Below are 13,393 nucleotides of genomic sequence, written 5' to 3'. Positions count from 1 at the left end.
CCTGACAAAATAGCATATTTCTCCCTATTTAACTCTCGGACTATAATCCTTATAATATTAAATAGGAAAATATGACATTTAGTGTAGGATTATACTGTTTCTGAGGTGAGTTTCATGGTATATGCAGATATTCTGAGTAATATACACTCTGCTATCTCCAGTAAAAAAGCTGATTTAAATGTAAAAATTGAACGATTAGAAAATGCGAAAAACGATATTATAAAAGAGCAGAGCATGTGTCTTAACGAGATTAGGAAAATAAAAGACCCTGAGCTTGGTGGCAGCTGGACAGGGAACCGTTCGGATCACTTTCAGGATGCCCGTCATGATGCCTATTATGTGATGTTCAGTATCATTCATGACGATTATGATGATTACCAATGGAAAATCGAGGCGATGATTACAAAGCTGAATGCCGAGAATACGCTTCTGAGTATAGCGGGGAATATAGCCCAAGAAGCCGACTCCCTTTTGAATAAAGGCGAAGAGGCATTTGAGCAGCTGGAAAGTAAAATATCCGATTTAAAAAGGCGGTTGTTTTAATGACGACAATCAAACTGAATCATCCTGCCGTAATGAAGCAAGTCGATCAGGTGAAGACGGCACTTGGTACAGTCACGCTTGGAAATTTGCCGGCAGGCGAGCTTGGCAACAATAAATTGGAATTCACTTCGAAATGGATCGACCGGGAAACGAACCTGGAGAAGGTCTTTGAACAATATATCAAAATCGTCCAGAAAAATGTGGAAGATACCCGTGCCAACATTGACTTATTAAAAGAACAGGATGAAGCCATCGCCCATGCGTCTTCACATGGGTACCCTACGCGATGAAAATTTATGAAGCCGAGACATTGACGGCCGCAACCAAGTCGCGCGCCAAGCAATATGAAGAACTAAAGAAGGAAGTCTCAGCCCTGAAAAAGGAATTTCAGGGCATCGTCGGCCTGGATAACGAGTTTCAGGGAGCCGGTGCTACCGCCATCAAAAGCTTCTATGAAGCGCAAATCGAGGTGGCGGACACCTGGATGGAACTATTCACGACCCAAATCAGTTTTTTGGAAGGCATTCCGGCCAGTCTGGAAGAGGCGGACCTCTCCGGAAATACAGTGGTCGAGGTTCCCTTTTTAGATGGCGAAGTCTCAAACCGCATCAACCAAGCGAAGTCGCTTGTCGATCAACAAGCGAACGATCTCCAAAGGATCCTGAACAGCATTGACGATATCCTGCCTCTCGATATGTTCGACCAAAAGGACTTTAATGAAAAAATCACGCTGGCCGGGCATAGACTGGATGACACCGTGACAAAGGTCGAGAATGTGGACAGGCAATTGGTCGAGGAATATGATGTGTCCATTGGGCAGGAAAACGTGGCCGTTGGCCTCTTCCGTGCCTTGCTTGATGCCACCAAACAGGATGGAAACGTTTCGCCGATGACATTCAATCAATCGGCATTCAAGAGCAGTGACGTCTATCAAGTGAAGGATGAAGTCGCCGGTCAGATGAAAGACTATCAAACCTTCAAAAAGCAGCAAGCCGAAGCCCGGAAAATCGAACAGGAAATGGAAGAACTCGAAAACCGTCCATGGTATGAAAAGGCCTGGGATACGACAAAAACCTTTACAGGGGAATTTACGGGATATTATGATTCTATCAGGGCCTCGACCGGAGTCGATCCAGTAACGGGCCGCAAGTTGTCCGATGCCGAACGAATCGCCGCAGGCGCCATGGCCGCCGCTGGATTCATCCCCGTCGTCGGCTGGGCCGGACGGGCCATCAAAGGCGGCAGCGCCCTATACAAAACGGCCAAAGGGCTCAACGCAGCGGACCATGCGCTCGATGCCTATAAAACGACAAAAGGCTTTAGCCTCCTCCAGAAAACCGAATACGGGATATACGGGCTCCTCGCAGCCAACGGCCTCGGCGAAGCGGCCACAGGCAAAGATATGTTCGGCAACCAGCTAACCGAGGAACAGCGCCAGAACGGACTATTGATGGCACTCGGAATCGGCGGTGTAGCTGGTGCAGCCAAAGTCGCCGATAAAGTAGCGAGTGGTACAAAGTTCATCCCTTACAGCAAGGAATTTGCGCAAAAGCAGGTTCAGAAGGTTCAAGCATTCGGCAGGGAAATCGGCAAGGTGGAAGTACCTCTCCGGATTAGGGTCGAAGAATTAGCGACGGCGTATGGAAACAACTATAAACATGTCACATTTGATAAAACGACGATTAAGGATATCGTGCAGAAGTTTGCGGTGAAGAGTGATGGTGGTAAGGGTGTAAATGGAACTGGAAGTAAATCGGATATTAACGTTGGGAAAGAAGACTTGGAAAGACTTAGAAAAAAACTAGGTGTTCCTGAAACTCAAACAATTGCTATTGGAAAAACGGATATAAAAGGTTTAGAAGGTATAGTATTTGAGGGTGGCTCTCCCAAAGTTAGAAAAGAAGCAGGTTTACCAAGTTTGGATGAACTATATCCTGGTCGTGAAATTAAAGCTCCTTATAATAGAGCAATAAGAGGACATGCCCAGTTCATGGATCATGCAGAAGAAGGTATAATAGCTGAATTTGAGGATGCTGTTAAAAAAGCACGACTTAAACCAGAAGATATGAAGGGAACACTATATATCCATCAGTCTAATCCAAACGGAATTTGTAATAAATGTACAAAAGGTTTGTTTGATTCTGTTCCAAATGATGAAAGAGGAATATTTAAGCAAATGACTGATATGTATCCTAATTTAAAAATTAAGGTAACGACTGAAATAAATCCAAGTTTACCATATCCAAGAGATACATTATCCTTTGAGGTAATAAATGGGTTGCCAGAAAATGTGGTTAAAATAAGAAAATAAGTAGGGAATGATAGTTATGGATTTTATCAATAATCTCAATGCAGTGGCTAAGGTTGCAGTAGGATTAGTAATAGCTGAAAATATGTATAATATAATTAGTATGAATGAACTCGGATATAAAACTGGTAGAGAAGCTCTAGATTCCTGTTGGAAATGGCTAGAAGGTGAAAAAATCGATGCTGATGATTTGTGTAACTATATAGATAGCGAAGATTATGTAGATGTAGCTGAGTTTGCAAATAAAGAAAAGGATGTACAAAAACAATATGCATGGTATTCAGTTTTAGATGCTGTTTCTTATACAACTTATCAAGCATATAAAAAGGAAAAAAGAGACTTTGTTCCTCAAGTGATTGAAGTGATTGATGATGAAACGTTAAGAATATTAGGTGAAAATGCAATTGAATCTGGTTATTTTAATATTGAAAGTCTAAATAATGTAAAAAAATACTTATTGGAAAACTACTCATTAAACCATAATATTGAAAACTATAATTATATAAAAAGGGGTAGTTTACCGTTGTTCTAACAACATACAATAGACCTTCTTCCTAAGGGAGAAGGTTTTTTTACTTAACAATACTTTTTAGGTGAACCTGGGAATGTTAAGAAAAATTGAAAATAGAGCAGGGGGATAAAAAATGAATGAATCAAAACTAAATGAATATTACCTGAAAATAGCTCAAACTGTAAATGAGATGATTCCAGAAGAATGGAGTAAAGTAATTTTGTATGGAGAAGTTAATGAGGGGACAGGGACTGCGTTCTTTTTCTATCAGTCTAATATTAATGATAAACTCATATATAGTCACGATATCCCTGAATTACATAGTATTAGTAGAATAGAGTATAGAGATACATGGCGGAGGTTAATAAAGGTTTTAAAAGAATTATCAGATGAATTTAAAGATAATAATCAAGAACAATGGACCAATTTAACTATTACTTTAGAAAGTACAGGAAAATTTAAGGTTGACTATGATTATGAAGATTTATCAGATGCAGATGATCACGAAAGAAGGGTTATTTGGGAATATACTCGTTTGGGTCTTTTACCTGAAACTGAATATGATAAGAGTATTTTAGAAGAATACCTCAAGAAAGAATAATGGAGGATAAAAAAAGCTTGTTTTTTTGTATGACCTTAACGGTAAAGTTAAGGTCTTTTCATTGTAGAAATAGATTATGTATCGTTTTAAGTTATATCGGGCTTCTCAGATAAAAGGCCGTTAGGTCTAAAAAAGATATATAGATAAGAATATGGATTTACTGATCTCAGACATCGTGATTAAATACAAGTGGTACAAAGTTCGTCCCTTACAGCAAGGAATTTGCGCAAAAGCAGGTTCAGAAGGTTCAAGCTACAATAACAGACATCGCGAGATCAGGAAAAACCACGTTAAAAAATATAGGTGACGAACTAGGTAAAAAAGAAATACCTAAACGAATAAGTATGGAACAAGTTTCCCTCGCAGGAGGACCAAACCTTCCCCAAATTGTAATGGAAAAACAGACAATTAAGGAAGCCTATCAGAAATTCACGGTGAAGGATAGCAAAGTAGAGGGTGTATCAGGGGAGAGTATTTCTAAGGGTATAGATAATGTTAAACCAGGAGATAAGAGTTCTCTTGCACCTGGAGGTGGACTGGCTGTACATGAGTCAAGAGGTGGGCATTTGATTGAAAGACATGTTGGGAAAACTGATGAAGAATTATTAGAAAGGATAAGAAATAATCCAAGAATTACTGGTTCTTCTACTTTTATAGATAGGCCTACAGCTGAGAAAGTTGCTTATACAGTCTTAAACAATCCCAAAAATATTGAGAAAATACAAAAGTGGCTTTCAGACCCTAATAGTAGACCTACATTACCATTAAGATACAAGGGTGATGGAAAGATAATTGGTAGAAGTGTATCAAGAAACTCCGAAGTTGTAGAGAATGTTACAAATGCAAAAATTGTACTTAAAAAGGATTCAAACAGTAATTTTATTCTAACAGGATATCCAGAAAAATAATGAAGCGAGGAATTTAAATGGACGAAAGTTATAATTACTTAGAAGAGTTAGAAGATTTTTTAGGTGGAACATTCCACCAGGATATTAGTTCGCCTGAACAAGCATTAGCTGAGTTTATAAACGAAGCTAATAAAGAATGTTTGCTTTTTACAATAAAGTATTGTGACGAATTTCTAACTAGTAATAGAACAAAACAAGAAAAGGAAAACTATATTCAAACTAATGCTGAAATTTATTTTCCCGCAATTGGATTAACTCCTATACAGTGGCTTAATAATGTCGTAGAACAAATAAAAGAAGCTGTGAAATCAAAATAGTATTTTTTGTAACAATCTTGGGTGAAAACAAAAGGACCTTAACGTATGTTGTTAAGGTCCTTTTATTATAGTGATTGAAGGACTATAGCCTCCTCCAGAAAACCGAATACGGAATATACAGACTCCTCGCAGCCAACGGCCTCGGTGAAGCGGCCACAGGCAAAGACATGTTCCGGCAACCAGCTAACCGAGGAACAGCGCCAGAACGGACTGTTGATGGCACTCGGAATCGGCGGTGTGGCAGGTGCGGCGAAGGTCGCAGATATAGTAGCAAGTGGTACAAAGTTCGCCCCTTACAGCAAGGAATTTGCGCAAAAGCAGGTTCAGAAGGTTCAAGCTGCAATAACAGACATCGCGAGATCAGGAAAAACCACGTTAAAAAATATAGGTAATGAAATAGGTAAGGAAGAAATCCATTTGGGAATATAACCGTTTAGGCCTTTTACCTGAATCTGAATATGATAAGAGTATTTTAGAAGAATACCTTAAAAAAGAATAATGAAAGACAAGAAAAGCTTGTTATTTTTATGACCTTGGCTCAAAAGTTAAGGTCTTTTCATTGTTGATATGAATATCAGCTAGATTTAGATTTAACACTGTTTGCCTTTTATGCAACAGCTGTTTTTTGTTTTTTCTAAGAAGGAATTCAAGTGTAAAACACATTAAAGAAAGGAATTCTCATTTAAAGAATTCCTTTCGTTGCATACTATTTTTTAAGAAATGACTTTTCGAAAAATTCCAGAAGATGCTCTAGAGTGATTGGATCACTGTAGGTGGATGCTTTACTATTTATTTCAAATATACGATCATTTTTAATTGCAGGTATATTTTTCCAAGTTTCTGTTTCCACAAATGAATTAACTACGTCCGGGTTTTTACTAAAGATAATATAATCTCCAGTATATTCAGGTAGCACTTCAGATGAGAGGACATAAATGCCGGATTTAAGTGCCTTTTCTTTTACTTTTTCAGGCATTTTCAAGTCCATTGCTTGGTACAATATTTCTGTTCCGCGTGCATAATTATTGCCGAATACATAAAACTCCTTAGCATCATTTTCAATTACAGAAACGGTTGCATCTTCACCAATTTTTGCACGTATCGCTTTTCCTGCGGATTCTGCACGCGTTTCGAAATCATTAACCCATTCTTTTGCTTCCTTTTCTTTGTTTAAGAGTTTTCCGATTTCTATTTGCTGTGATAAATAATCTAATTTTCCCCAAGTGAATACTACAGTTGGAGCAATTTCATTTAACTTTCCAATATTTTTCATCTCGGATCCCGCTATGATTAGATCCGGTTCCAATTCAATGATCTTCTCGAGGTTATCTTCTGATACGACTTCCACTCCCTTTAGTCTTTCTTTAAAAAGTGGATTCATATTAGTCCATTGGTCTATCCCAACGACATTACCTTCCAAAGCCAATACATTAGGTCCATTAGAGAGAGCAATTATTCTTTTTGGGTTTTTAGGAATCTCAATAGGGCCAGTTTCTGATTGATATGTAACTGTTTCTTTTTTAGCCTTGGATGCATTATTTTCGTTCGCTGTCTCTTTGTTCCCGCAAGCACTAAGAATAAGGACGAACAAGAGTAGGAAGGGGATGAATAGCTTTTTCATTCTGATTTTTCTCCTTATTAATTATAGAGTAGGTTAAAAACATATCAAAAAAATGTCTAATTAATAATGATATTCATTTTCAATGAATACTTCAATATATTAATAGTAATGATAATCATTGTCAATAACTTTCGCCAGATGACTAAACTCTGTGTACTTAAAAATTGCAGTGTTCCCAGTCATCATTTTCTGCCTGCGTCGTTAAATACTTGATGTTGAAGTCTTCTGTTAAATTTTTATTAATCTATAATGTTCTATTTGATTAATACTTGTTTACATAACTATGTTATGGTCTAATGGTTGAGAAATCATACTTATTTGAACTGAAATTTGGAAGTATATATAATTCTATAAATATAACTATAAAGAAGGAAGAATTATATGAAGAAGTTTAAAAAGGATTTTTAGTCTTGTTAGCAAGTTTTTGTTTTTTATTACTACAATGGCTTTGGAACATGAATTAAATCAAAACGAAGGGTAATACCCAGTGAGGATGGATCAGTGGTTCTAACTCAAATAAAAAAGGATGCATGGGTACATACAACATATACGGAAATCCAAGGTAATAATGCGAATGGTCTGGTTCTAAGTACTTCAAAAGGAATCGTCTTAGTTGATGCTACTTGGGACGATAAACTGGCTAAGCAATTATTGCATATGATAAAAAAGGAATTCAATAAACCTGTCAAGCTGGCAATAAACACTCACCATAAATACGAAAGAATCGGTGGTATACAGGCATTATTGGATCAAAAGATAAAAACGGTAAGTACTCCTGAAACCGCAAGTTTGTCAAAAGAGTTCAACTATCCCATGCATGATCCTTCAGTAGATTCAATGGAATCGACTTTAAAGGTTGGGAATATGAAATTGAAATATACTTCCCCGGGGAAGCCCATACTTCTGATAACCTGTCAATCTGGCTGCCAAAGTATAACTTATTATTTGGTGATATGATTTTCGCGCTGGAACATCCGGGATCATTGATGAAGCCAACAGGGAAGCTTGGCCAAATACGATGAAGAATTTAATGTATGTGTTTAAAGATGCGAAAATCGTTATTCCTGGCCAAAAAACTTGGGGAGATTACAGTTTGCTCCCACATACATTGGAAATTCCAGGATCATGAAAAATGAATTAATTTGCATTCACTTCTAAACTTTTAGCAACTTGTCCACACCTTCCATCAGTCCATGCATATACAATAGTAAGGAGGGTGTTAGGATGGAGCTAAATTGTTGTTATGAAGAAAAATGTTTTGAGAACAATGACCCAAGTACAGTATGGTTTCCTGGAAAGCGTTGTAAATGTAAATGTAAATGCAAAAAAAACAAGCGCCGTTTTTATTAATCACTAAATGAATGACTGAAAAAAAGTTGTTCAACAGAGGCAGTCCTAGTGGCTGCCTTTTTTATTTGGACATACAGTTATTGGTGAGAGTGGGATAATATTAGTGGGAATGCGCTGAAAATATGTAAAGATGAAAAAACACTCAACCGATATGGCTGAGTGTTTTTAAGCAAGGGATATAGAATAATAAAAGTTCATTGAACTTAATTCTTAAATAAAAGGGCGTATCGAACATAGTATCTACTATACGAACTTCCAAGAAATTGAACAGTAACTTGTATTAGTTTATGTAACAGATAGCACAACCCCAATGTTTTATTTTAGTTTAACTAATATAAGACATTGGTCATCTTTACGTTGGTGTGTCTCTTCTTCATATCTGAGCGATTGTATAACTTCCTCCTTAAGTGTAGATAAAGGGGCAGCCGAATAGGTCTTTAACAATGAGCATAAACGGTCTGAACCTAAAGGTTCTTCCACTCCATCTGTATAAAGGCAAAGCTTACTGTCCTTGCTGTATGTAAGGGTATTTGTATTAAAAATTATATCTTCAAACATCCCGAGTGGTGGCCGATTAGAACGCAACTCATATTGTTTTCCGTTTATATCCTGTAAAAGAACGGAAGGGTGGCCTGCATTGATATAATTAATTTCTCTCTTATCAGTATCGATTAAAAGGTAGACGGCTGTGCAATAATGCGAAGATTCACTTGTGTTTTTGAATAAAGAATGAAGATGATCCTCTAATTCCTTCATCACAGTTTTCACTTCTGAACCTTTTAAAATTAATCTCTCAAATATGGAATGAAGTGACATGGTTATTAGGGATGAAGAAAGCCCGTGCCCCATCACATCAAGTAGGATAAGGCCATACCGTTGGGCGTCAATTTGGTAAAATCCATATAGATCACCCGATAATTGATTGGAGCCTTTATAATACGCTTGAATTTCAAGATGTTCATTCATAATAGGAACTGGTAATAGTGTCTCTTGGATTTTTTTGGCAAGATCCAGTTCTCTTTCTGTATCTACTTTGTATTTTTCATTTTTTTCGTTCAATTCAATCAGCTTATTCTTTTGCATTTTCACCGTTTCATGAGCAATCTCTAAATCAGCATAAGCCTTATTCCTAGCATTTAGAGCGGTCACTGCCTCTTTTTTCGCTATAAGAAGCTCATTTTCTAATTCGTTTCTTTTGCGCATTGGAATCACCACACACTCAATAATGGTTCTTCCATCTCGCTCTCTTTGAACGGCGTTGAGTAACACTGGTATTTCTTCATCATCTACAGACTTTAAGGATATATATATTTCCTCAATGTGATTTTCTAACTTAATCAGAGGAACCAGATAAAGCTGATGAAAGAGTATAGCAGAAGCCGAAAGGATATAATTAATATGCTGCCCATTCAATTGATCGAGATTATATCCCAATAATTTAAGTAATGTTTGATTAACGGATAAAATAGCATCTTCTTCTGATAAAGTTAAATATCCGCAGGGTGCCTCATTTAGTTGTTCATTCACAAAAATTCACACCCATCTCTTTCTATAAATCGTTTGTCGGAAATTCATCCAAAAACTGTCGGATTAAGTATATCGTCTCTTCAGGATGACTCATATGTGGACAGTGTCCTGTTGCTTTCATCATTTTCAATGTACTATCAGGAAGATGCTTATGAATATATTCACCTACTGCTGACGGAGCAATAACATCTTTAGAACATTGCAAAATGAGTGATGGTATTTTTACTTTTTCTAGGTCTTTACGGTTGTCTGCAAAAAAGGTAACCTCCGCAAATTGTCGTGCGATAATGGGATCAGTAGAACAAAAACGATTCTCTAGCTCCCGTTTAAGCTCTGGGCGATCTGGATTATTCATTACCGTTCCCGCAAAGGCGGTTGCCCAGCCAATATAATTTTTGTCCATCATATCAATCAATCCTAAAAGTTGTTCTTTCTCGAATCCTCCATAATAATCATTAGGGAGATTCAGGTAGCAAGGGGAAGGACCAACCAGGACAAGTTTAGAAAAATATTCAGGATGTTTAATTGATGCCAGCATGCCAATCACACATCCAACAGAGTGACCAACAAATATAGCATCTTTTAGGTCTAATGCGGAACAAACATCAATTACGTCTTGTGCATACCCATCAAGAGTACTGTATCTTTCCACGTTATATGCCTGTATATCTGAATTACCAGACCCAACATAGTCAAATAGAATAATATGGTATTCATCTTCGAAGTCTTTTGCAACGGATTGCCAGACATTTTGATCACAACCAAAACCTGGTGCAAATATCATTGGTCGTGTACCTTTTCCTCTAACCTTTACATTATTACGCAATAAAATATTGGGATTCATGATTGGCTCCTTCATTTAGAAGATATACTTACTATATGTTAACACTAACCTTATTCGAATTAAAGAATTACACTTTAGGAATGGGGAGAGAGGTATACACTTGGTGGAGTTTCAGACTATTGACGTATACACGACCTCTTATACCCGGAAATGGTCGACAATGTTCCTTGATAATTGATCTTTGGAAAGCCTCATTATAAAAAGGGATTATGTATAGGGGAACTACGAGGGATTTTTTGATTAGATCGCTAAGAAATATATGGTCATGATGTTATTCATTCCACTACTCTAGAGTAGAGCAGAGATAAGTGGGGATTTAAACCCTATTTTATGTTTATATTTTAATAGATGAAATAGGGATTTTTATTATGGGTAACTTGTATGAAAATGAAAAAGGAAATGTTACTAGTGAAATAGGAATTAGGTCTTACACGAAATATTACAATTCTATTGATGCTCACTAAAACTGGTCATTTTTGTTTTGCTTCCTCTTTTTAAACAAAAACTGAGACATATCAGATATGATAAGAAAAAATCAGAAGGAAAACCTCCCAAAGTGTCAATCGTTGCCTGTATGAATAAGTTGCTTCATTGGATTTACGCTCTATTAAAGAGAAAAGAAATGTTCCTAGATATAGCCTGATTAACGGTTTTATGAAAAAGAGAAGAATCCTTCTAAAAGGGTTTTGGAGGGTTATTTGGCATGGCCAAAAATAGTATATCATAAGGAAATGAAAATTTAGAGAAAGATATTGACATCCTATTAGCTGGTTTAGCTGAAGAACGGAGCTGTCTTTAAGGCAGCTTTTTCTTTATGCAACTGGGGCAATTAGTTGCATAAGAGCTGTAAATAAGTATCTTAATGAAATAATCATCTATAATTTATCTTGAATTATTATATTTTTATTACTATAATTACAAGGAAAGTACGCGAATTGAATAAATGATTGCGAATTGAATACTTTCTTTTAAAAAACTTATTGTAATAAGAGATAGAGGAGCCATTATCATTAAAAAATTAATGTTGTTTACGACTGTGGGAATTCATCAGTTGATGAAGTTGATATTTTTACAGTGAAGAAACTAGGTATCTTCTAAGCTAGTAAATTTTATGAGGGGTGTTAGAATGCAACAATTATTACATGATGTAGTTGGCGTAACAAATGAATTCCTTTGGTCAAAATTATTAGTTATTATGCTTGTTTCTTGTGGGATTTATTTCACATTTAAATTAAAATTTGTACAGGTTCGAATGTTAAAGGAAATGGTCCGTGTTTTAATGGAGGGGAGAACTAGTTCTAAAGACAGCGTTTCCCCATTTCAAGCTTTCTGTATTGGTATGGCGGCTCGCGTTGGAACAGGTAATATCACGGGAATTGCGATTGCGATTGCATTAGGCGGTCCTGGAGCGATATTCTGGATGTGGATTATTGCTATTATTAGCTCAGCAACCAGCTTTATTGAAAGTACGTTAGCACAAGTATATAAAGTAAAAGATAAAACTGGTTTCCGAGGCGGTCCATCCTATTATATGGAAAAAGGATTAAACAAACGTTGGATGGGAGTATTATTCTCCATTTTAATTACGCTTTCTTTCGGTCTTGTATTCAATTCTGTACAATCAAATACCGTTACAATTGCTTTTGAGAACTCATTTGGCACAGATCGTTTAACTGTAGGGATTCTCATGACACTTGCTTTCGCTGTGATTATCTTTGGCGGGGTGAAGCGTATTGCAAAAATTTCTGAATACAAGGTTATGATTCTAGGTGTGTTATACCTTGGAATGGCATTATTCGTCATAGCAATGAACATTACCAAAATGCCGGAAATTCTTTCTCTTATTATTAATAACGCGTTTGGCTTTGAACAACTAGCAGGCGGTTCAATCGGAGCTGCGTTCATGAATGGGGTTAAACGTGGCTTATTTTCGAATGAAGCGGGGATGGGGAGTGCGCCAAACGTTGCTGCAACGGCTAAAACAAGTCATCCGGTGAAACAAGGACTTATTCAGGCATTTGGCGTATTGACGGATACACTGATCATCTGTACAAGCACAGCGTTTATTATTTTACTTTCGGATGCTTATAAACAACCAGGGCTATCTGGCATTGCACTTACACAAACTTCATTAAGTGAACACATTGGTTCCTGGGCATCAGGTTGTCTCGCTATCTTTGTTTTCCTATTTGCATTCGGTTCATTAATTGGTAACTATTATTATGGGGAAACAAATATTCGATTTTTACACTCAAGTAAAGTATGGTTGATTTTATATCGAATAGGCGCGTTCGCCATGATTGTATTCGGTTCGATTGCAAAGGTCGAGCTTGTATGGGAATTAGCAGATATATTTATGGGCTTGATGGTTATCGTAAACTTAATTGCCGTTTTCTTATTATCAAAAGTAGCTTTTGCAGCATTAAGTGATTATGTGAATCAGAAAAAAGCTGGCCAAGATCCTGTTTTTTATAAAGACAGCATTAAAGGGCTTGAAAATCTTGAATGTTGGGAGCACTCTCAAGATGCTACCACTTTTAAAAAGGAAAACGCCATGTAATAAAAAAGAACGGCTAAAACTAATATCCCCAGCGAACCGGTTCATTTAGCTCTAATGTTGACAGAACACACGAAAAATCCCCTGAGTACTGTGGGAAGTACCATTAGAGGGACACGAAGGTTATGTGTGAATGACTGACTATATCTATAGTCCATTGTGAGGAATGGGTGACCCTAAAATTTTTTAGGGATAAAAATCGCTGACGGTATTACAACAACCGCAGATAGAACCATTATGGAACATATTTTTATCAATGGAGTTTAATATCATTTACTTTAACTATTTTCTGTTACCGTAAATTTT

14 protein-coding genes and 1 pseudogene are annotated in these 13,393 nt (G+C 36.9%); 12 read left to right on the top strand and 3 right to left on the bottom strand.

Annotated features, from left to right (window positions below):
* Positions 1 to 114 precede the first annotated feature (114 nt).
* The 8 genes from ACIQ0C_RS14055 (at position 115) to ACIQ0C_RS14020 (ending at position 5,617) form a co-directional block, all read left to right on the top strand.
* On the top strand, positions 115 to 543 hold the full coding sequence (locus ACIQ0C_RS14055; protein WP_403060875.1) for a YwqH-like family protein: 429 nt from the start codon (positions 115 to 117) through the stop codon (positions 541 to 543).
* Positions 543 to 833, top strand: coding sequence for a YwqI/YxiC family protein (locus ACIQ0C_RS14050; protein WP_403060872.1), 291 nt, complete (start codon positions 543 to 545; stop codon positions 831 to 833). Before ACIQ0C_RS14055 ends, ACIQ0C_RS14050 begins: the two co-directional genes overlap by 1 nt.
* Entirely contained in the window at positions 830 to 2,854 is a 2,025-nt protein-coding gene (locus ACIQ0C_RS14045) for a ribonuclease YeeF family protein (protein WP_403060869.1), read from the top strand. Before ACIQ0C_RS14050 ends, ACIQ0C_RS14045 begins: the two co-directional genes overlap by 4 nt.
* A 16-nt stretch (positions 2,855 to 2,870) precedes the next feature.
* Positions 2,871 to 3,383, top strand: a complete 513-nt coding sequence (locus ACIQ0C_RS14040) for an Imm6 family immunity protein (RefSeq protein WP_063593421.1) — start codon at positions 2,871 to 2,873, stop codon at positions 3,381 to 3,383.
* 112 nt (positions 3,384 to 3,495) lie between these two features.
* Positions 3,496 to 3,963: an immunity protein YezG family protein gene (locus tag ACIQ0C_RS14035; RefSeq protein ID WP_403060865.1), complete on the top strand. Its 468-nt coding sequence runs from the start codon at positions 3,496 to 3,498 to the stop codon at positions 3,961 to 3,963.
* Between the two features lie 344 nt (positions 3,964 to 4,307).
* The gene (locus ACIQ0C_RS14030; RefSeq protein WP_403060862.1) at positions 4,308 to 4,871 is read left to right on the top strand and encodes an RNase A-like domain-containing protein; all 564 of its coding nucleotides are present in this window, start codon (positions 4,308 to 4,310) and stop codon (positions 4,869 to 4,871) included.
* 17 nt (positions 4,872 to 4,888) lie between these two features.
* A complete protein-coding gene (locus ACIQ0C_RS14025; protein WP_403060859.1) occupies positions 4,889 to 5,188 on the top strand; it encodes a contact-dependent growth inhibition system immunity protein in 300 nt (99 codons plus the stop codon).
* A gap of 144 nt (positions 5,189 to 5,332) precedes the next feature.
* Complete coding sequence (locus ACIQ0C_RS14020; RefSeq protein ID WP_403060856.1) at positions 5,333 to 5,617, top strand: hypothetical protein; 285 nt, start codon at positions 5,333 to 5,335, stop codon at positions 5,615 to 5,617.
* Positions 5,618 to 5,894: 277 nt separating this feature from the next.
* Here the strand turns inward: ACIQ0C_RS14020 and ACIQ0C_RS14015 are convergent, their stop codons facing one another.
* Positions 5,895 to 6,779: an iron-hydroxamate ABC transporter substrate-binding protein gene (locus ACIQ0C_RS14015; RefSeq protein ID WP_403060853.1), complete on the bottom strand. Its 885-nt coding sequence runs from the start codon at positions 6,777 to 6,779 to the stop codon at positions 5,895 to 5,897.
* On the opposite strand from ACIQ0C_RS14015, the gene ACIQ0C_RS14010 reads away from it, so the two are divergent.
* Both ACIQ0C_RS14010 and ACIQ0C_RS14005 read left to right on the top strand, forming a co-directional pair.
* Positions 6,745 to 6,846 carry a hypothetical protein gene (locus tag ACIQ0C_RS14010; RefSeq protein WP_402841613.1) on the top strand — a complete coding sequence of 34 codons (102 nt, stop codon included), beginning with the start codon at positions 6,745 to 6,747 and terminating at the stop codon, positions 6,844 to 6,846. The two genes, ACIQ0C_RS14015 and ACIQ0C_RS14010, sit on opposite strands and share 35 nt — an antisense overlap.
* Positions 6,847 to 7,310: 464 nt before the next feature.
* Positions 7,311 to 7,766, top strand: a complete 456-nt coding sequence (locus ACIQ0C_RS14005) for an MBL fold metallo-hydrolase (RefSeq protein ID WP_403060850.1) — start codon at positions 7,311 to 7,313, stop codon at positions 7,764 to 7,766.
* A gap of 708 nt (positions 7,767 to 8,474) precedes the next feature.
* On the opposite strand, the gene ACIQ0C_RS14000 is transcribed toward ACIQ0C_RS14005, so the two are convergent.
* Both ACIQ0C_RS14000 and ACIQ0C_RS13995 read right to left on the bottom strand, forming a co-directional pair.
* On the bottom strand, positions 8,475 to 9,686 hold the full coding sequence (locus ACIQ0C_RS14000) for a SpoIIE family protein phosphatase (RefSeq protein WP_403060847.1): 1,212 nt from the start codon (positions 9,684 to 9,686) through the stop codon (positions 8,475 to 8,477).
* Positions 9,687 to 9,708: 22 nt separating this feature from the next.
* The gene (locus tag ACIQ0C_RS13995; protein WP_403060844.1) at positions 9,709 to 10,530 is read right to left on the bottom strand and encodes an alpha/beta fold hydrolase; all 822 of its coding nucleotides are present in this window, start codon (positions 10,528 to 10,530) and stop codon (positions 9,709 to 9,711) included.
* A gap of 499 nt (positions 10,531 to 11,029) precedes the next feature.
* On the opposite strand from ACIQ0C_RS13995, the pseudogene ACIQ0C_RS13990 reads away from it, so the two are divergent.
* A pseudogene (locus ACIQ0C_RS13990) lies at positions 11,030 to 11,173 on the top strand (IS110 family transposase); the annotation flags it as partial.
* 483 nt (positions 11,174 to 11,656) lie between these two features.
* On the top strand, positions 11,657 to 13,090 hold the full coding sequence (locus ACIQ0C_RS13985; RefSeq protein ID WP_403060841.1) for an alanine/glycine:cation symporter family protein: 1,434 nt from the start codon (positions 11,657 to 11,659) through the stop codon (positions 13,088 to 13,090).
* Positions 13,091 to 13,393 lie beyond the last annotated feature (303 nt).

Source organism: Peribacillus sp. NPDC096448 (assembly GCF_044762675.1).
GTDB classification, from domain to species: domain Bacteria; phylum Bacillota; class Bacilli; order Bacillales; family DSM-1321; genus Peribacillus; species Peribacillus frigoritolerans_B.
Note: the sequence above shows the minus strand (reverse complement) of the source record. Positions and strands in the feature narration are given on the sequence as shown.

Coding starts and splice junctions, on each gene's coding strand:
- ACIQ0C_RS14040 (WP_063593421.1), top strand. CDS start 2,871: ATGGATTTTATCAATAATCTCAATGCAGTGGCTAAGGTTGCAGTAGGA.
- ACIQ0C_RS14035 (WP_403060865.1), top strand. CDS start 3,496: ATGAATGAATCAAAACTAAATGAATATTACCTGAAAATAGCTCAAACT.
- ACIQ0C_RS14025 (WP_403060859.1), top strand. CDS start 4,889: ATGGACGAAAGTTATAATTACTTAGAAGAGTTAGAAGATTTTTTAGGT.
- ACIQ0C_RS13985 (WP_403060841.1), top strand. CDS start 11,657: ATGCAACAATTATTACATGATGTAGTTGGCGTAACAAATGAATTCCTT.
- ACIQ0C_RS14030 (WP_403060862.1), top strand. CDS start 4,308: ATGGAACAAGTTTCCCTCGCAGGAGGACCAAACCTTCCCCAAATTGTA.
- ACIQ0C_RS13995 (WP_403060844.1), bottom strand. CDS start 10,530: ATGAATCCCAATATTTTATTGCGTAATAATGTAAAGGTTAGAGGAAAA.
- ACIQ0C_RS14055 (WP_403060875.1), top strand. CDS start 115: ATGGTATATGCAGATATTCTGAGTAATATACACTCTGCTATCTCCAGT.
- ACIQ0C_RS14045 (WP_403060869.1), top strand. CDS start 830: ATGAAAATTTATGAAGCCGAGACATTGACGGCCGCAACCAAGTCGCGC.
- ACIQ0C_RS14050 (WP_403060872.1), top strand. CDS start 543: ATGACGACAATCAAACTGAATCATCCTGCCGTAATGAAGCAAGTCGAT.